This is a genomic window from Paraburkholderia sp. J12 (assembly GCF_905220215.1).
In the GTDB taxonomy this organism is placed as follows: domain Bacteria; phylum Pseudomonadota; class Gammaproteobacteria; order Burkholderiales; family Burkholderiaceae; genus Paraburkholderia.
In genome coordinates this window covers 381,427-398,241 of the sequence record NZ_CAJMZC010000001.1, presented here as the reverse complement: position 1 = coordinate 398,241, position 16,815 = coordinate 381,427, and the positions used below count along the sequence as shown (strand labels likewise).

Genomic DNA, 16,815 nt, shown 5'->3' with positions numbered 1-16,815 from the left:
GGACCTGGCGTTTTCCAGCCCTTGCATGTGGAATTGCGGCGCACCATCATAAAGTCGCACGGCCCGCGCTTCCGAGCGGGCGGGGGAGAAACATCATGGCGAGCTACAAGAAAATTCTGCTTTGTTACGACGGCTCGCGCGAAGGCCGCAAGGCACTGCGCTGCGGGGCGGATCTCGCACTCGATCTGCAAGCGGAAACGCATTTGCTCTCGGTGGTCGACATGCGTGCGACGATCGCACAGAGCGCGGGGCTTCTCACGGACGTGGCCTGCGGCCGCTTCGAAGAGACAGCCCGGGAGATCCTGCAGGAAGGGGTGGACTGGCTGACCGAGCGCGGCGTGCACGCGCAGGGTCATTTCGCGTTTGGCCATCCGATCGACGAGATCGCGAATCTGGCCAACGAGTTGAATGCCGATCTGGTGGTAGTGGGTCACCGCTGCCGCACCGGGCTCTCGCGCTGGTGGATGGGCGCGGGCAACACGCTGCTGCTCGACCGGGTGTCGTGCAGCATTCTCGTGGCGTGTTCCTCGGCAGCGGAGCAGAAGCAGCAGGCGCAAGCGGCGGCCTGAGTTCGACCTCGGACTTTGCCGCGTGCGACTAATGCACTTTCGGCATCATTGACCGGAATCGTTCAGTTCGACGGCCGCGAGCTTCCACGAAAACAGTCCATGGCGCTGCAGGACGGCGGCATAACGTTCGCCGTTCGCGCTGCGCTGCCACGTCACGACGAACTCGTTGAGGCTGCGATAACCCGCCGTGGTTTGCGGCCGGGATGCCGGTTGTTCGCTTTCCGGCGGCGCGGCCGTCGTGGCCGAAGCAGCAGGCGTGCCGGAATTGTCCGGCGTATTGACGGGGGCGGGTGCTGGCGGCGTGGCGCTAGCGTCCGTGGTCCCTGCCGGCGGCGGCGCTTCGCCGGGCTTGCCCGAGGGCGGCATGCCGTTGAGCAGCGCCGCTACGCCGTCGGGCGTCGCGTACGCGTCCACGAGCGGGCCGATGAGTGCCGCGCCGATCACCGCACCGAACAGCAACAGCGGATTGCTGCTGTGCTGCGCCTCGATGCGCCGCTGCAACAGCTCGCCTACCTGTTGTTTCAGGCTTGCCCGCAACGCGGGGTAATCGACATATTCGTTCAGAGTGGCCGCATCGCGCGCGTCGGCGGCCGTTTTCAGGCGATTCAGCGCCACATATGGCGAGGCATAGCCGTAGCCCAGTGCCGCCACGATCGCCAGCGCTATCAGCACGATAGCGACGGGCCGGGTCCAGTTTTTCTTCGAAACGGATTCAGTCATCGTTCAATTCGGGTATCAGCCCGATGCAATAGGACACGTCGTGTTGACCGTGCCTGCGCCGAAACGATCCCGAATTCTTCCACTTAGCGGGCGAGTGCCGACGGATCGGCTTGCTGTTCCGCGATGCAGCGGTCGATCATGCGGCACACCGCATCCACGGTACCCACCATGATCAGGCGCGATTGCCCGTGATAGACGCGTACCGGCGCCCGGCGCTCGGGATCCGCATGATTGAGTGCGCTGTTGAGCGAGACACGCGCGAACGCCGGTTGGGCGGAAGGCAGCGGCGGCAGATCGACCGGGCCCGAAGGTGCCGCGGATTCGTGATCGGCGGCCTCGAAGAGCGAGCCGGACAACGCGGCGGCCGTTGCGCGCGCATTGCGTGCCGCGCAGTCGGCGAGGCCGCGCAGATGGCGCAGGCGGCCAAATTGGCGAAAGGGCAGCAGACGGGCAAGACGTTCCATAACTCCCTCCAGACAGCGTTTAGCGTTCGGTTATCAGAATTCGGTGGGGCGGATCAGGCCGACCGCAATGCCTTCCAGCGCGAATTCCGCGCTGCCGGCTTCGACGAAGATGTTGTCGTAGTCCGGGTTTTCGGCAATCAGCTCGAGGCCGTTCGGGCGGCGCTTCAGGCGCTTGACGGTCACGTCGTCGCCAAGGCGCGCGATGATGATCTGGCCGTCTTTCGCCTCGCTTTTCTTCTGCACCGCGAGCAGGTCGCCGTCCAGGATGCCGGCGTCGCGCATCGAGAGGCCGCGCACCTTCAACAGGTAGTCGGGCTTGCTCGAGAAGAGCGCCGGGTCGCAGGCGTAGTGCTGCGAGATGTGCTCTTGCGCGAGGATTGGGCTGCCCGCCGCCACGCGGCCGACGAGCGGCAGCGAGAGCTGCATGATGCTGGCGTGCGGCAGCGTGAACTGGTGCGGGAGGTCGTCCGGCCCGGGCATGAGACGGATGCCGCGCGACGCGCCTGCGGCCAGTTCGATCACGCCCTTGCGTGCCAGCGCGCGCAAATGTTCCTCGGCGGAGTTTGCGGAGCTGAAGCCGAGCTCGGCCGCGATCTCGGCGCGGGTGGGCGGGAAGCCGGTGCGCTCGATGGCGCGCCGGATCAGATCGAAAACCTGCTGCTGTCGTGCGGTGAGTTTGGTCATGGCGCCACTGTATGGATAGACAGGTGACTGTATTTTTATACAGTATTCGGCGCTTTTCAAGTGTTACTTGAACTTCTCCATTTGGCCGACGCTAACACGCCGCACTCCGGCGTCCAGACGGACGAAAACGCGTCTGCGCGGACGCGCCGTCCGCCCTTACCACTTTTACGTATTAAAAAATGAGCAAACATTATTTTTAATGATTTAAGCCAATCGTTAGACTTCCCCTCATCGTTAGCGGCAACCACATACGACAACACGGAGAAAGTGGATGGGTCACAGGAATACGGGGAAAGCAGGCTGGCTGAAGACGCTGGCCGCGAAACTGGTCATCGGCCTCGCGCCGCTCGCCGGCATGGCTGCGCTGGCGCCGGCCGCCCATGCGGATACGTCGCTGCTGAACGTGTCTTACGACCCGACCCGCGAGTTCTATCAGGACATCAACGACGCTTTCATCAAGGACTGGAAGGCGAAGACCGGCGAGACGCTCACGATCAAGCAGTCGCACGGCGGCTCGGGCGCGCAGGCGCGCTCGGTGCTCGACGGGCTGCAGGCCGACGTCGTCACGCTCGCGCTCGCTTACGACATCGACGCGCTGGCGAAGAAGGGCCTCGTGGCCGCCGACTGGCAAAAGCGCCTGCCCGACAACGCCTCGCCGTACACCTCGACCATCGTGTTCCTCGTGCGCAAGGGCAATCCGAAGCACATCAAGGACTGGGACGACCTCGTGAAGCCGGGCGTTTCGATCGTCACGCCGAATCCGAAGACCTCGGGCGGCGCGCGCTGGAACTACCTCGCGGCCTGGGCCTACGCCGAGCATCAGCCGGGCGGCAATGACGAGAAGGCGAAGGAATTCGTCACGAAGCTCTACAAGAATGCCGGCGTGCTCGATTCGGGCGCGCGCGGCGCGACGACGAGCTTCGTGCAGCGCGGCATCGGCGACGTGCTGATCGCATGGGAGAACGAAGCGTTTCTCTCGCTCAAGGAGTTCGGTCCGGACAAGTTCGAGATCGTGGTGCCTTCGGTGAGCATTCTGGCCGAGCCGCCGGTGGCGGTGGTGGACAAGGTGGTGGACAAGCGCGGCACGCGCAAGGTCTCGGAGGCTTACCTGCAGTTCCTGTATTCGGAACAGGGCCAGGAGATCGCCGCGAAGAACTTCTATCGTCCGCGTTCGGACAAGGTGCCGGCGGCGCTCACGGCGAAGTTCCCGAAGCTCAAGCTGTACACGGTGGACGATACGTTCGGCGGCTGGGCCAATGCGCAGAAGATCCATTTCGCGGATGGCGGGGTGTTCGATTCGATCTACCAGCCGCAATGACACGACAGGCGGCCTGAAACGGCCTCCCACGAGCGCGCCCGCGAGGGCGCGCTTTTTGGCGCACGGCGCCGCAGCACTCTGAAAGAGCGACGAGCATGACGACGTTTCGATTACGCAAGCCCAGCGCACTGCCGGGTTTCGGCCTGACGCTCGGCATCACGGTGGCTTACCTGAGCCTCGTGGTGCTGATTCCGCTTGCGTCCACCTTCCTCAAGACCGCGACGCTCGACTGGAGCCAGTTCGTGCGTGCCGTGGCGTCGCCGCGCGTGCTCGCGTCGTACCGGCTCACGTTCTTCTCCGCGCTCGGCGGGGCGCTCATCAACGCCGTGTTCGGCTTCCTGCTCGCGTGGGTGCTCGTGCGCTACACGTTCCCGTTCAAGCGCATCGTCGATGCGCTCGTCGATCTGCCGTTCGCGCTGCCTACCTCCGTCGCGGGCATTTCGCTCGCGGCCGTCTATGCGGGCAACGGCTGGATCGGGCAATTTCTGGAGCCGCTCGGCCTGAAGGTCGCGTTCACGCCGCTCGGCGTGCTGGTGGCGCTGACTTTCATCGGCCTGCCGTTCGTCGTGCGCACGGTGCAGCCCGTGCTCGAAGAGTTCGAGCGCGAGCAGGAAGAGGCGGCAGCCTGCCTCGGCGCATCGCGCTGGCTCACGTTCCGCCGCGTCGTGCTGCCCGCCGCGCTGCCCGCGCTGCTCACGGGCTTCGCGCTCGCGTTCGCGCGTGCGCTCGGCGAATACGGCTCCGTCATCTTCATCGCCGGCAACGTGCCGATGAAGTCCGAGATCACCTCGCTGCTCATCATCACCAAGCTCGAACAATACGACTATGCGGGCGCCACGGCGCTTGCCGTCGTGATGCTGTGCGTCTCGTTCCTGATGCTGCTGTTCATCAATACGCTGCAGTGGTATCTGCAACGGCGCACGAGTCGCGGCGCTTCGGCTGGCCCCGCCGCGGGTCCCGGCACCGACGACGCCACGCGCGTCGCCCTCGCGGGAGGTGCCCAATGAGCGGTCAGGCACAACGCACACAACGCGCGCGCGTGCCGCGCCGTCCCGATCCCGTGACCGAAGCGCCGTGGGTGCGCTGGCTCCTCACCGGCATCGCGCTCGTATTTCTTGCGCTCTTTCTGGTGGTGCCGCTCGTGGCCGTGTTCTGGCAGGCGCTCTCGAAGGGCATCGGTTTCTACTTCGAATCGCTCGCCGATCCGGATGCCATCTCCGCGATCAAGCTCACGCTCATCACCGCCGCGATCGCCGTGCCGCTGAATCTCGCATTCGGCCTCGCGGCCTCGTGGGCGATCGCGAAGTTCGAGTTTCGCGGCAAGGCGCTGCTCACCACGCTGATCGATCTGCCGTTCTCGGTCTCGCCCGTGATCTCGGGTCTCATCTACGTGCTGATGTTCGGCGCGCAGGGCTGGCTCGGTCCGTGGCTCGAAGACCATGACGTGCAGATCATTTTTGCGGTGCCGGGCATCGTGCTCGCCACTATTTTCGTGACGTTCCCGTTCGTCGCGCGCGAGTTGATTCCGCTCATGCAGGCGCAGGGCAACGACGAGGAGGAGGCGGCGCACGTGCTGGGTGCCTCCGGCTGGCAGATGTTCCGCCGCGTGACGCTGCCGAACATCCGCTGGGGTCTGCTGTATGGCGTGATTCTGTGCAATGCGCGGGCGATGGGCGAGTTCGGCGCGGTGTCGGTGGTCTCGGGCCACATCCGCGGTCAGACCGACACGATGCCGCTGCACGTCGAAATCCTCTACAACGAATACAACTTCGCGGCCGCGTTCGCCGTGGCGTCGCTGCTCGCGCTGCTGGCGCTCGTGACGCTGGGCCTGAAGCTGCTCGCCGAGCGTCATCTTTCCGCGGAGCTTCGCGACACCGGCGACGCGCCGGCGCACGCCGGGCCGCAGGCCGCGCTCGCCGGTGCTCAGGCGGGCGCCGCACAAACGCAATACAGCGCGCAGTCGGGCCTCGCCCGGCAGGCGCTCGAACCGTAATCACACTCCGGATCGACAGGGAGAGCTGGTCATCATGGGCATCATCGTTCGCAATCTGCAAAAGCGTTTTGGCGACTTCACCGCGCTCGACAATGTCTCGCTCGATTTTCCGCCGGGCGAGCTCGTGGCGCTCCTCGGGCCGTCCGGCTGTGGCAAGACCACGCTCTTGCGCGTGATCGCGGGCCTTGAGTACGCCGATTCGGGCGAGGTTCTGCTGCAGGGCCAGGACGTGGGCGAGGTGGGCGCGCGCGAGCGCCAGGTAGGTTTCGTGTTCCAGCACTACGCGCTCTTTCGCCATATGACGGTGTTCGAGAACGTGGCGTTCGGGCTGCGCGTGAAGCCGCGCAGCGAACGGCCCAGCGAGGCCACGATCCGCGAGAAGGTGCACGAACTGCTCAAGCTCGTGCAGCTCGACTGGCTCGCGCAGCGCTATCCATCCGAGCTGTCGGGCGGCCAGCGTCAGCGTATCGCGCTTGCGCGGGCGCTCGCCGTCGAGCCGAAGGTGCTGCTGCTCGACGAGCCGTTCGGCGCGCTCGACGCCAAGGTGCGCAAGGAGCTGCGCAGCTGGCTGCGCCGCCTGCACGACGACCTGCACATCTCGACGATCTTCGTCACGCACGACCAGGAGGAGGCGCTCGAAGTGGCCGACCGCATCGTCGTGCTCAATCGCGGGCATGTGGAGCAGGTGGGCAGCCCGCAGGACGTCTACGATCATCCGCAGACGGCCTTCGTGTACGAGTTTCTCGGCGCGGCGAACCGGCTGTCCGGCCACGTGGACGCACGCGGTTTCGTTGCCGACGGCGCCGCGCAGCCGATCTCGGTGCAGGCGGGCTTCGAAGGCCGCGCGCTCGCCTATGTGCGCCCGCACGATCTCGTGCTCTATCCTCAGCAGACCGATCATCGCGACGGCATCGTCGTCGATGTGCGCCGCGTGATCACGCTGGGCGGTTCGGTGCGCGTCGAGCTCGAAAGCCGCACGGGCGGCTCGCTCGAAGCCCAGCTCGACCGCGAGGCATGGCGCGCGCTGAGCCTTTCGGTCGGCGACAACGTGACGGCGGTGCCGCGCGGACTGCGCGTGTTTCCCGCGCAGCACGCCTGAGACATTCATAAAACCAACCTGATTCCTTCGGCCTTTCCGGAGACAAGAGAGATGAACTTCCAGCAATTGCGTTTCGTGCGCGAAGCCGTGCGCCAGAACATGAACCTGACCGAAGTGGCGAACGTGCTCTATACGTCGCAGTCGGGTGTGTCGAAGCAGATCAAGGACCTCGAGGACGAACTCGGCGTCGATATCTTCATCCGCCGCGGCAAGCGCCTCACGGGCCTGACCGAGCCGGGCAAGGCCGTGCACCAGCTGATCGAGCGCATGCTGCTCGACGCCGAGAACCTGCGCCGCGTCGCGCGCCAGTTCGCCGACCAGGACAGCGGCCACCTCGTCGTGGCGACCACGCACACCCAGGCGCGCTACGCGCTGCCGAAGGTCGTGCACCAGTTTCGTGAAGTGTTTCCCAAGGTGCACCTCGCGCTGCGCCAGGGCAATCCGCAGCAGATCGCGCAGTCGATCATCAACGGCGAGGCCGATATCGGCATCTCGACCGAGGCGCTCGACCGCTACCCGGATATCGTGACGTTCCCGTGCTATTCGTGGCATCACGTGGTGGTGGTGCCGAAGAACCATCCGCTCGTCGGGCGCGAGAACCTCACGCTCGAAGAGATCGCCGAGTATCCGATCATCACCTATGACCAGGACTTCACGGGCCGCTCGCATATCGACCAGGCGTTCGCGAAGGTGGGGGCAGTGCCGGACGTCGTGCTGACCGCCATCGACGCGGACGTGATCAAGACGTATGTGGAGCTCGGCATGGGGGTCGGCGTGGTGGCGGCGATGGCCTACGATCCGAAGCGCGATACGGAACTCGTCGCGCTCGACACCGAGAACCTGTTCGAGGCGAGCACGACGCGCGTGGGCTTGCGCAAGGGTGCGTTCCTGCGTCAGTACGCGTACCGGCTGATCGAGATGTTCGCGCCGCACCTCACCGAGCAGCAGATCGCGAGCCAGCTGCGCGAAGTGGCCTGACGGCGTTTGGTCTTTTTTGCTCGCGCGCTTTTACACCTGGCCTTCCGGCCAGGTGGCGCGGGTCGGCGGATCGCTTAAAATCGCCGCCATGAATACTCCCGTTCCGACTTCCTCTTCCCCGGCGGCGGCCCGGCCGCTGCCGCGCATTGCCGTGCTGGCGACCGGCGGCACCATCGCGGGCGCCGCGCCCGACGCGGCCAACACCGCCGGCTACCAGGCCGGAGTGATCGGCGTCGCGCAACTGCTGGCGGCCGTGCCGGGTCTGGGCGCCATCGCCGATATCCAGGCCGAACAGGTCGCAAGCATCGACAGCAAGGACATGGCGCTCGCGCTGTGGACCACGCTCGCGCAACGCGTGAACGCGCTGCTCGCGCAGGGCGACATCGACGGCGTGGTGATCACGCACGGCACCGACACGCTCGAAGAAACCGCCTACCTGCTGCATCTGGCCGTGAAGAGCGCGAAACCCGTGGTCATGACGGCGGCGATGCGGCCGGCTTCGGCGCTTTCGGCCGACGGCCCGCTCAATCTGCTCAACGCGGTCACGGTGGCGGGCAGCCCCGCGGCGGCCGGGCAGGGCGTGCTCGTCGCGTTCAACAACCGCATTCATTGCGCGCGCGACGTCGTGAAGGTGAGCACCTATGCCGTGGACGCGTTCCAGTCGCCCGAAATCGGCGCACTGGGGTGGGTGCAGGATGGGCGCGTGGAGTTTCAGCGGCGCGCGCTGCGTCCGCATACGGTCGCCACGCCGTTCGCAGCCGTCGAGTCGTGGCCGCAGGTGGAAATCGTGACGAGCTACGCGGGCGTCTCGCGCACGGCCGTCGATGCGCTCGTGGCGGCGGGCGTGCGCGGGATCGTGGTGGCGGGGACCGGCAACGGTTCGATCCACGCCACGCTCCAGCAGGCGCTGGTGGAGGCTGCGGCGAAGGGCGTGGCCGTCGTGCGCGCGTCGCGCGTGGGCTCGGGCCATGTGATGCACAATGGCGCCGCCAATGACGATGGGCTCGGCTTCGTCTCGGCGGGCACGCTCAATCCGTACAAGGCGCGCGTGCTGCTCGCCCTGGCGCTCGCGCAAGGCACCGCCGTGCGGGTGGCCTTGCAAGGTCTGTTCGATACCTACTGATTGCGCGGCAGGGCAGAAATGCGACGCGCCACGCGGGGAGCGTGGCGCGGGCGTTCGATCGAAGCGCGGCCATTCACGATGCCGCGTCTACTGTGTCGTACCGATGCGTTACTGCAGCGGCGGAATCACCAGCACCTGGCCCGGGTAGATCTTGTCCGGGCTCTTGAGCATCGGCGTATTCGCCTGGAAGATCACGTCGTTCTTCGCGCCGCTGCCGTAATACTGCTCGGCGATCTTCCAGAGGTTGTCGCCCGCCACCACCGTGTGATGCTGCGCTTCGGGCGCGGGGTTCGTCACCGTCATCTGGTCGTCCACCTTGTCCACGTTCTGCACGTTACCGGCGGCCACGAGAATCTTTTCTTTCGTTGCCTGATCGGCGGCGTTGCCCGTGACCGTGACGGCGTGCGTCACGCCGTCGTAGGTCACGCCGAGGTTGTCGGCGGAAAGGCCCTGCGAGTGGATGTAGGCGGCAATGGCGTCGCCGGCCTTTTGATTCAGCGTCGCGAGGTCCGCCGCGGGTGCCGCTTCCGGCTGTGCTGCTGATGCAGCTGCGGCCGGCGTGGCGGCGCCAAAGAGTTTTTCGCCTGCTTCCTTGATGAAGTTGATGATACCCATCGATCACACTCCTTACGTGCTGAATACGTGCTGGATTGACGGTTGACCGCGTGTCGCGACCACCTTGCGCCGCCTGAATGACAGGCGGATGAAAGCTGCGATCTTAGGGGGCGATTGCCGACAGCGTCCAGCAGGGAAGGGTTAAGGAGTGTGAAACGAAGAGGTCGCGCGGAGGATCTGCTTGCGCATGAGAGTGGCTGTGTGCAGCGACGAAGAGCAATCCGACAAGCAGCAATCCGACAAGCGGACACCCGATGACGACGTCTGACCGACCAAGGCTTCCCCGTCGTCACCGGGCGCCGCTGCGGACCCCACTGGCCGCCCTCAGCCCAGAGCGGCCCCGATTTGCCCCGCGACGGTTGCCGCCGCCGCGGAGCGCCCCACCATTGGCCGTCGCGAATGACGCGCCGGCCTGAATTCGTCTATCTGCCGCGACCGCCTGCTTTGCGGCACTGTCACGGTGTGTGGCTCGCCGGGCGGCGCTGTGCCGCCCGGTTTACTGCGTCACTTTCTGCTTGCTGCCTGCATGCCGATGGCGCGCTGATTACGCGCTTCAGGCAGCCTTCGCCTTCGCTTGCTCGCCTTCGGCGATCTCGAAGTTCGCCATGATTTCCAGCGCGCGGATCAGGGCCGAGTGGTCCCATGCCTTGCCGCCGTTCGCCGCGCACACGCTGAAGAGCTGCTGCGCGCTCGCCGTGTGGGGCAGTGCGATGCCCAGCTTGCGCGCGCCGTCGAGCGCCAGGTTCAGATCCTTCTGGTGCAGCTCGATACGGAAGCCCGGGTTGAACGTGCGCTTCGTCATGCGCTCGCCGTGCACTTCGAGAATGCGCGACGAAGCGAAGCCGCCCATCAAAGCCTTGCGCACGCGCTCCGGATCGGCACCCGAACGGGCCGCGAACAGCAGCGCTTCAGCCACGGCTTCGATGTTCAGCGCGACGATGATCTGGTTCGCCACCTTCGTCGTCTGGCCCGCGCCGTTGTCGCCCACGAGCGAGATGTTCTTGCCCATCAGGTCGAACAGCGGCTTCGCGAGATCGAATGCCTTCTGCGGGCCGCCGACCATGATCGAGAGCGTCGCTTCGCGGGCGCCCACCTCGCCCCCCGAAACCGGTGCGTCGAGGTAGTCGCAGCCGAGCGCGTTGATCTGCTTCGCGAACTGTTGCGTCTCCAGCGGCGAGATCGAGCTCATGTCGATCACGAGCTTGCCGGCCGTGAGGCCCTTGGCGACACCGTCGTCGGCGAAGAGCACGTTCGCAACATCAGGCGTGTCCGGCACCATCAAAATGACGATGTCGGCGGCCTGCGCCACGGCCGTCGAATCGGCGACCACGGTCGTCTGCGTGCGCAGGTCCTCCGGCACCGGGTACTTGCCGTTCACGGTCAGCGTGTGGCCACCCTTCAGAAGGTTGCGCGCCATGTGCGCGCCCATGATGCCGAGGCCGATAAAACCAATCTTTGCCATCTTGCGTTTCTCCGTTAAGTCTTTTCAGTGCGTTGCCGGGCCGTGCGCTCAGGCGAGCGCGGCGGAGCGCTGCTGCGCGCTGCGCAGCCAGCCGAGGCCTTCCACGGTCGTCGTGCGCGGCTTGTACTCGCAGCCGATGTAGCCTTCGTAGCCGAGCGTGTCGAGCAGGTCGAACAGGAACGGGTAGTGGATTTCGCCCGTGCCCGGTTCGTTGCGGCCCGGGTTGTCAGCCAGCTGGATGTGGGCGATCTTCGCGAAGTGCTTCCTGATCGTCGCGGCGAGCTCGCCCTCCATGCGCTGCATGTGATAGATGTCGTACTGCAGGAACACGTTGTCCGAACCGGTCTTCGCGATCACGTCGAGCGCCTCGGCCGAACGGTTCAGCGCGAAGCCGGGGATGTCGTACGAATTGCACGGCTCGACGAGCAGGCGAATGCCTTCGCGCTCGAGCGCGGCAGCGGCGAACGTGAGGTTGTCGACGATCGTCGCGAGCGCCGTGTCGCGCGAAATGCCCGCGCCCGGAATGCCGACGAGACAGTTCAGCTGCGGCACCTTCAGCGCCTTCGCGTATTCGATCGCGCGGCCCACGCCTTCCTGGAACTCGCCCTGGCGCCCGGGCAGGCAGGCAATGCCGCGCTCGCCCGCTTCCCAGTTGCCCGCGGGCAGGTTGTGCAGCACGAGCCTGAGCCGGTTCGCTTCGAGGCGTTCGGCCAGTTCGGCGGCCGGGTACGGATAGGGGAAGAGGAATTCCACGGCGTCGAAGCCCGCGCCCGCAGCCGCGGCGAAGCGCTCGGGGAAGGGGACTTCGTTGAACAGCATGGTCAGGTTTGCGGCGAATTTCGGCATGATGCTGGGTCTCGCTGGTCGGTCGGTAAAAGAAACGATGGGAAGCGGCGCGAAGCCGGCGCGCGGCGGCGCGCCGATGCTGCGCGCGCTGCCGCGTGATGCCTGCCCGGGCGGTGAGGCCCGGTTGAATGCGCTCAGTCGAGCGCGCTCAGGGCGCTGATCGCCGTCGGGGCGTGCTCCGGCTTTTCTGCCAGTTCCTCGAACTCGTTGATCGCGTCGATTTCGGTGCCCATCGAGATGTTGGTCACGCGCTCGAGAATCACTTCGACCACCACCGGCACGCTGTGCTCGGCGGCGAGCGCCTGGGCCTGCCTGAGCGCCGGCTCGATCTCTTCGGGCTTGAACACGCGCAGCGCCTTGCAGCCGAGGCCTTCGGCCACCGTCACGTGATCGACGCCGTAGCCGTTCACCTCGGGGGCGTTGATGTTCTCGAAGGCGAGCTGCACGCAGAAGTCCATGTCGAACGCGCGCTGGGCCTGGCGGATCAGGCCCAGATACGAGTTGTTCACGACCACGTGGACGTACGGCAGCTTGAACTGCGCGCCCACGGCCAGTTCCTCGATCATGAACTGGAAGTCGTAGTCGCCCGAGAGCGCGACGATCGAGCGCTGCGGATCGGCCGCACGCACGCCGAGCGCCGCCGGAATCGTCCAGCCGAGCGGGCCCGCCTGGCCGCAGTTGATCCAGTTGCGTGCCTTGTACACGTGCAGGAACTGGGCGCCCGCGATCTGCGAGAGGCCGATCGTGCTCACGTAGCACGTGTCGCGGCCGAACACCCTGTTCATCTCTTCATACACGCGCTGCGGCTTGATCGGCACGTTGTCGAAGTGGGTCTTGCGCAGCAGGGTGCGCTTGCGCGCCTGGCAGTCGGCCACCCAGGCGCTGCGGTCCTTCAGCTTGCCGGCGGCCTTCCACTCCTGCGCGACTTCGACGAAGAGTTCGAGCGCTGCCCTGGCATCCGAAACGATGCCGAGATCGGGGCCGAACACGCGGCCGATCTGTGTCGGCTCGATATCGACGTGCACGAACTTGCGACCCTTCGTATAGACCTCGACGCTGCCCGTGTGGCGGTTCGCCCAGCGGTTGCCGATGCCGAGCACGAAGTCCGAGGCGAGCATCGTCGCGTTGCCGTAGCGGTGCGAGGTTTGCAGGCCGACCATGCCGGCCATGAGCGGATGGTCGTCGGCAATCGCGCCCCACGACATCAGGGTCGGGATGACCGGCACGCCCACCGTTTCGGCGAACTTCACGAGCAGGTCTTCGGCTGCCGCGTTGAGCACGCCGCCGCCCGAGACGATCAGCGGCTTTTCGCTGGCGTTGAGCAGTTCGAGCGCGGCCTCGATCTGCCTGCGGGTCGCCTTCGGCTTGTAGACCGGCAGCGGCTCGTAGGTGTCGATGTCGAATTCGATTTCGGCGAGCTGCACGTCGATCGGCATGTCGACCAGCACCGGACCCGGACGGCCCGAGCGCATCAGGTGGAAGGCCTGCTGGAACACGCGCGGCACGAGCGCCGGCTCGCGCACGGTCACCGCCCACTTGGTGACGGGCTTGGCGATCGACTCGATGTCGACGGCCTGGAAGTCTTCCTTGTAGAGGCGGGCGCGCGGCGCCTGGCCGGTGATCGCGAGGATCGGAATCGAGTCGGCCTGGGCCGAGTAGAGACCCGTGATCATGTCGGTGCCGGCCGGGCCCGAGGTGCCGATGCACACGCCGATGTTGCCGGGCGCGGCGCGCGTGTAGCCCTCGGCCATGTGCGAGGCGCCCTCGACGTGGCGCGCCAGCACGTGGGTGATGCCGCCGGCCTTCCTGAGCGCCGAATAGAACGGGTTGATGGCGGCGCCCGGCACGCCGAACGCGGTGTCGATCCCTTCTTTCTCGAGCACCAGCACGGCGGCGTCGACGGCTCTCATCTTGGCCATGAATGTCTCCTGAATGTCGCGAATTGCACAAGTAACCAGGTGGTTGAGGCGACTTTAGGGGGCAATGAAAGGTTTGATAAGATGAGTCCGGGTCGCTTATTTCGAAACTAAAAGTATCGAATGCCGCCGGAGCGGCCTCGCGGCGGCATTTCGCGCCGCTGCCCGTCCCGTTTTGGGCCTTTTCGCGGTATTCCGGAGACACGTCATGGACCGCTTCAAGCAGATCGAAACTTTCGTGCGCGTGGCCGAGGCGGGGAGCCTCGCGGCCGCGGCGCTGGAGGAGGGCGTCTCGCCCGTGATCCTTGGGCGGCGTATCGACGCGCTGGAAAAACGCCTCGGCGTGAAGCTGATGTACCGCTCCACGCGGCGTCTCGTCGTGAGCGAGGAAGGCGGCGCCTTTCTGGAGCGCTGCCGGGGGCTGCTGGCCGAGTGGAAGCAGGCCGAGAACGAGCTTTCCGCCGGGCGGCGCGTGGTGAACGGGCACCTGATCGTCTCGGCGCCGGCCGCGTTCGGACGCAAGCACGTCGCGCCGCTCGCGCCCGTGTTTCTCGCCGACAAGCCCGATCTGCAGCTCTCGTTCAACCTCACCGACCGCGTGGTCGATCTCGTGCGCGAAGGCTACGACCTGTCGATCCGCATCGGCGGCGCCGTCGATCCGAATTTCGTCGCGGTGAAGCTGGCGTCGAACCGGCGCGTAGTGTGCGGCACGCCCGAATATTTCCGCAAGCATGGCAAGCCGAAAACGCTCGAAGACCTGCCGAATCACAACTGTCTTGCGTTCAACCTGCAGGGCGGCCAGAACCGCGGCTGGTACTTCCGGCGCAACGGCAAGCTCGTGACGGTGCGCGTGGGCGGCACGCTCGACTGCAACGACGGCGAATTGCTGCACCGTTGGGTCACGGAGAGCCTTGGACTCGGCTGGCGCTCCACGTGGGAGATCGATGCGCAGCTCGCGCGCGGGGAACTGGAGACCGTGCTCGACGAGTACGCGCTGCCCGACTACGACATCCTCGCCGTGTATCCGCAGCAGCGTTACGTGCCGGCGAAGGTGCGCTATTTCATCGACTACCTGAAGGACGTCTACGCGCGGCCGGGATACTGGAGCGGCGACGTGCCCTGATTTGCGCGACCCTGTCACGAGCCGGTTTTTCGCGCGCAGGGGGCAAAAGCCGGGAATAAACTGGCCGCAGCGCCGGTAATGTGGACAAGGCAGGTGGACAAGGCAGACGCCATGCCGAACGGGACCGGCGGCATGACAACCAGCACAGAGGGCGGAGAGGGTGGACGAGGCGAACGTGGGCGCGAGCGCAAACGAGGGAGCCGGGCCGCGCGCGACTGATAGCGCAGGCGAGGCCGCGCGCAGCCGCCGTTTCCAGGCGCTCGCGCTGCCGCATCTGGATGCGGCGTACAACCTCGCGCGCTGGCTCTCGCGTCATCCCGGGGACGCGGAGGATATCGTCCAGGAGGCTTTCTTGCGGGCGTTCCGCTTCTTCGACACGTTTCGCGGCGAACTCGCGCGGCCGTGGCTGCTCTCGATCGTGCGGCGCGTGTGGTACGACGAGTGGCGCCGCCGGGCGGGCGCGGAGGAGGTGACGCCGTTCGACGAACTGCGCGACGACACGCCGCCGGACGGCTGGGACACCGCGAGCCTCGACCCGGAGACTCTTGCGATACGCGCCGAGAACGCCCGCGACGTCCACGAGGCGCTCCAGCGGCTGCCCGTGGAGTACCGCGAGGTGCTGATCCTGCGCGAGATGGAGGAGTTGAGCTACCGCGAGATCGCCACGATTGCGGACGTGCCGGTCGGCACCGTGATGTCGCGGCTCGCGCGCGGGCGCCGTCGTCTCGCGACGCTGCTTGCGGCCCGGCATGGCCGCGGGCAGGGGGTGGACGAAGGCGCCGACACCGGGAGGCGTGCCGAAGCAGTGAGTCCCCCCGGTAGCGGAACCGGCGGCCGGCTCCATAACGAGCCGGTTATCGACGGCGGAGCAAACCGGGACGGCGGAGCAAACCGGCGAATCGACGAGGGAGGCGCACGATGAACTGCGACGAAGCGCGCCCACTGATCGACGCGAGTGTCGATCGCGAACTGTCCGCTGGGGACGAATGGCGCTTGCAGCGGCATCTGGCCGAGTGCGCGCTGTGCCAGTGCGAGGTCGAGGCCGTACGGGCGATCGCGATGGCAGTGCGGTCGGTGCCGTACTCGCGCGCGCCGGCTGGACTGGGCGCGCGTATCGCGGCGGCGTTGCCGCCGACGGTGCCCGACGCGACCGAAGCCCATCATGAAAGCATGGACGCTGAACGTGCGCATCCGCGCAAGAGCGGCGCCGGCCGCTCGCAGTGGCTGCGCTTCCCGGGCTTCGGCGGGGCGGGGTCAGGCAAGGGTGGAATGGGTGGGATCGGCGGCACGGGCTCTGGTGGCACGTCCATGGGCTTCGGCTGGCTGGCCGGCGTGGTGCTGGTGCTTTGCGCGCTCGGCTTCGTCGCGGCGCTGAATCTGCATCGCCCCGCCGAAGGCGGCACCTTCGTCGACGAGATCGTGGCGAGCCACGTGCGCGCCCAGATCTCGGGCCGCGACATCGACGTGATCTCGACCGACCGGCACACCGTCAAGCCCTGGTTCAACGGCAAGATCGACTATGCGCCGCCGGTGGAGGATCTCGCATCGGCGGGCTATGCGCTCGTGGGCGGGCGGCTCGACTATGTGGGGCGCGAACGGGTGGCCGTGCTCGTGTACCGCTACCGCAAGCACGTCATCGACCTCTATGTCTTTCCCGCCGGCGATGGGCAATCCGGTGCGGATACCCAGGCGCCGCCGCGCACGAGCGACGGCTATGCGGTGGCGCGCTGGCAGGCGGCCGGCATGACCTGGTGGGCCGTCAGCGATGCCGAGCCAGACGCGCTCGCCGGCCTGCGGGCCGCGCTGGATCAGCGGCTGGCGGGCGGCAGCTCCGAGGGTTGAGGGTGCTTGCAGCCCCCTCCCGGCGCCGCAAGTCATTGAAAACACGCCCGAATCGGCTTCTCA

General features: G+C 66.5%; 17 protein-coding genes. 10 read left to right on the top strand and 7 right to left on the bottom strand.

Going from position 1 to position 16,815, the window contains the following annotated elements; genetic code table 11:
- Positions 1–95: 95 nt before the first annotated feature.
- The gene (locus tag U5760_RS01840; protein ID WP_322009195.1) at positions 96–569 is read left to right on the top strand and encodes a universal stress protein; all 474 of its coding nucleotides are present in this window, start codon (positions 96–98) and stop codon (positions 567–569) included.
- 45 nt (positions 570–614) lie between these two features.
- Here U5760_RS01840 and U5760_RS01835 read toward each other — a convergent pair whose 3' ends face one another.
- The 3 genes from U5760_RS01835 to lexA form a co-directional block, all read right to left on the bottom strand.
- Positions 615–1,289: a DUF2939 domain-containing protein gene (locus U5760_RS01835; RefSeq protein ID WP_322009194.1), complete on the bottom strand. Its 675-nt coding sequence runs from the start codon at positions 1,287–1,289 to the stop codon at positions 615–617.
- Positions 1,290–1,372: 83 nt separating this feature from the next.
- Entirely contained in the window at positions 1,373–1,753 is a 381-nt protein-coding gene (locus U5760_RS01830) for a hypothetical protein (RefSeq protein WP_322009193.1), read from the bottom strand.
- Between the two features lie 33 nt (positions 1,754–1,786).
- The gene (gene lexA / locus U5760_RS01825; protein WP_322009191.1) at positions 1,787–2,437 is read right to left on the bottom strand and encodes a transcriptional repressor LexA; all 651 of its coding nucleotides are present in this window, start codon (positions 2,435–2,437) and stop codon (positions 1,787–1,789) included.
- A 271-nt stretch (positions 2,438–2,708) separates the two neighbouring features.
- Here lexA and U5760_RS01820 point away from each other — a divergent pair, with 271 nt between their 5' ends.
- The 6 genes from U5760_RS01820 (at position 2,709) to U5760_RS01795 (ending at position 8,948) form a co-directional block, all read left to right on the top strand.
- Positions 2,709–3,755: a sulfate ABC transporter substrate-binding protein gene (locus tag U5760_RS01820; protein ID WP_322009190.1), complete on the top strand. Its 1,047-nt coding sequence runs from the start codon at positions 2,709–2,711 to the stop codon at positions 3,753–3,755.
- Positions 3,756–3,850: 95 nt separating this feature from the next.
- Positions 3,851–4,762 (top strand): sulfate ABC transporter permease subunit CysT, encoded by a 912-nt coding sequence (gene cysT / locus U5760_RS01815; RefSeq protein ID WP_322009189.1) that lies wholly within the window; start codon positions 3,851–3,853, stop codon positions 4,760–4,762.
- On the top strand, positions 4,759–5,748 hold the full coding sequence (gene cysW / locus U5760_RS01810; protein WP_322009187.1) for a sulfate ABC transporter permease subunit CysW: 990 nt from the start codon (positions 4,759–4,761) through the stop codon (positions 5,746–5,748). The genes cysT and cysW overlap by 4 nt, the downstream gene beginning before the upstream one ends.
- Positions 5,749–5,782: 34 nt before the next feature.
- Entirely contained in the window at positions 5,783–6,847 is a 1,065-nt protein-coding gene (locus U5760_RS01805; RefSeq protein WP_322009186.1) for a sulfate ABC transporter ATP-binding protein, read from the top strand.
- Between the two features lie 51 nt (positions 6,848–6,898).
- On the top strand, positions 6,899–7,825 hold the full coding sequence (locus U5760_RS01800) for a CysB family HTH-type transcriptional regulator (RefSeq protein ID WP_322009184.1): 927 nt from the start codon (positions 6,899–6,901) through the stop codon (positions 7,823–7,825).
- A gap of 88 nt (positions 7,826–7,913) precedes the next feature.
- A complete protein-coding gene (locus U5760_RS01795) occupies positions 7,914–8,948 on the top strand; it encodes an asparaginase (protein ID WP_322009183.1) in 1,035 nt (344 codons plus the stop codon).
- A gap of 108 nt (positions 8,949–9,056) precedes the next feature.
- Here the strand turns inward: U5760_RS01795 and lysM are convergent, their stop codons facing one another.
- The 4 genes from lysM to gcl form a co-directional block, all read right to left on the bottom strand.
- Positions 9,057–9,563: a peptidoglycan-binding protein LysM gene (gene lysM, locus U5760_RS01790; protein ID WP_322009182.1), complete on the bottom strand. Its 507-nt coding sequence runs from the start codon at positions 9,561–9,563 to the stop codon at positions 9,057–9,059.
- Between the two features lie 553 nt (positions 9,564–10,116).
- On the bottom strand, positions 10,117–11,025 hold the full coding sequence (locus tag U5760_RS01785) for a 2-hydroxy-3-oxopropionate reductase (protein WP_322009180.1): 909 nt from the start codon (positions 11,023–11,025) through the stop codon (positions 10,117–10,119).
- 48 nt (positions 11,026–11,073) lie between these two features.
- Positions 11,074–11,871, bottom strand: coding sequence for a hydroxypyruvate isomerase (hyi, locus tag U5760_RS01780; RefSeq protein ID WP_322009179.1), 798 nt, complete (start codon positions 11,869–11,871; stop codon positions 11,074–11,076).
- Positions 11,872–12,005: 134 nt separating this feature from the next.
- Positions 12,006–13,790, bottom strand: coding sequence for a glyoxylate carboligase (gcl, locus tag U5760_RS01775; protein ID WP_322009177.1), 1,785 nt, complete (start codon positions 13,788–13,790; stop codon positions 12,006–12,008).
- Between the two features lie 205 nt (positions 13,791–13,995).
- Between gcl and U5760_RS01770 the strand changes: the two genes are divergently transcribed.
- The 3 genes from U5760_RS01770 to U5760_RS01760 all read left to right on the top strand — a co-directional run bounded on the left by U5760_RS01770 (position 13,996) and on the right by U5760_RS01760 (position 16,752).
- Complete coding sequence (locus tag U5760_RS01770) at positions 13,996–14,910, top strand: substrate binding domain-containing protein (protein ID WP_322009176.1); 915 nt, start codon at positions 13,996–13,998, stop codon at positions 14,908–14,910.
- Between the two features lie 160 nt (positions 14,911–15,070).
- Positions 15,071–15,832 (top strand): RNA polymerase sigma factor, encoded by a 762-nt coding sequence (locus U5760_RS01765; protein ID WP_415914021.1) that lies wholly within the window; start codon positions 15,071–15,073, stop codon positions 15,830–15,832.
- Positions 15,829–16,752, top strand: coding sequence for an anti-sigma factor family protein (locus U5760_RS01760; RefSeq protein ID WP_322009175.1), 924 nt, complete (start codon positions 15,829–15,831; stop codon positions 16,750–16,752). Before U5760_RS01765 ends, U5760_RS01760 begins: the two co-directional genes overlap by 4 nt.
- Positions 16,753–16,815: the final 63 nt, after the last annotated feature.

Bases quoted from the DNA above. Each gene is read 5' to 3' on its own strand.
- U5760_RS01840 (WP_322009195.1), top strand. From the start codon at position 96: ATGGCGAGCTACAAGAAAATTCTGCTTTGTTACGACGGCTCGCGCGAA.
- U5760_RS01835 (WP_322009194.1), bottom strand. From the start codon at position 1,289: ATGACTGAATCCGTTTCGAAGAAAAACTGGACCCGGCCCGTCGCTATC.
- U5760_RS01830 (WP_322009193.1), bottom strand. From the start codon at position 1,753: ATGGAACGTCTTGCCCGTCTGCTGCCCTTTCGCCAATTTGGCCGCCTG.
- lexA (WP_322009191.1), bottom strand. From the start codon at position 2,437: ATGACCAAACTCACCGCACGACAGCAGCAGGTTTTCGATCTGATCCGG.
- U5760_RS01820 (WP_322009190.1), top strand. From the start codon at position 2,709: ATGGGTCACAGGAATACGGGGAAAGCAGGCTGGCTGAAGACGCTGGCC.
- cysT (WP_322009189.1), top strand. From the start codon at position 3,851: ATGACGACGTTTCGATTACGCAAGCCCAGCGCACTGCCGGGTTTCGGC.
- cysW (WP_322009187.1), top strand. From the start codon at position 4,759: ATGAGCGGTCAGGCACAACGCACACAACGCGCGCGCGTGCCGCGCCGT.
- U5760_RS01805 (WP_322009186.1), top strand. From the start codon at position 5,783: ATGGGCATCATCGTTCGCAATCTGCAAAAGCGTTTTGGCGACTTCACC.
- U5760_RS01800 (WP_322009184.1), top strand. From the start codon at position 6,899: ATGAACTTCCAGCAATTGCGTTTCGTGCGCGAAGCCGTGCGCCAGAAC.
- U5760_RS01795 (WP_322009183.1), top strand. From the start codon at position 7,914: ATGAATACTCCCGTTCCGACTTCCTCTTCCCCGGCGGCGGCCCGGCCG.
- lysM (WP_322009182.1), bottom strand. From the start codon at position 9,563: ATGGGTATCATCAACTTCATCAAGGAAGCAGGCGAAAAACTCTTTGGC.
- U5760_RS01785 (WP_322009180.1), bottom strand. From the start codon at position 11,025: ATGGCAAAGATTGGTTTTATCGGCCTCGGCATCATGGGCGCGCACATG.
- hyi (WP_322009179.1), bottom strand. From the start codon at position 11,871: ATGCCGAAATTCGCCGCAAACCTGACCATGCTGTTCAACGAAGTCCCC.
- gcl (WP_322009177.1), bottom strand. From the start codon at position 13,790: ATGGCCAAGATGAGAGCCGTCGACGCCGCCGTGCTGGTGCTCGAGAAA.
- U5760_RS01770 (WP_322009176.1), top strand. From the start codon at position 13,996: ATGGACCGCTTCAAGCAGATCGAAACTTTCGTGCGCGTGGCCGAGGCG.
- U5760_RS01760 (WP_322009175.1), top strand. From the start codon at position 15,829: ATGAACTGCGACGAAGCGCGCCCACTGATCGACGCGAGTGTCGATCGC.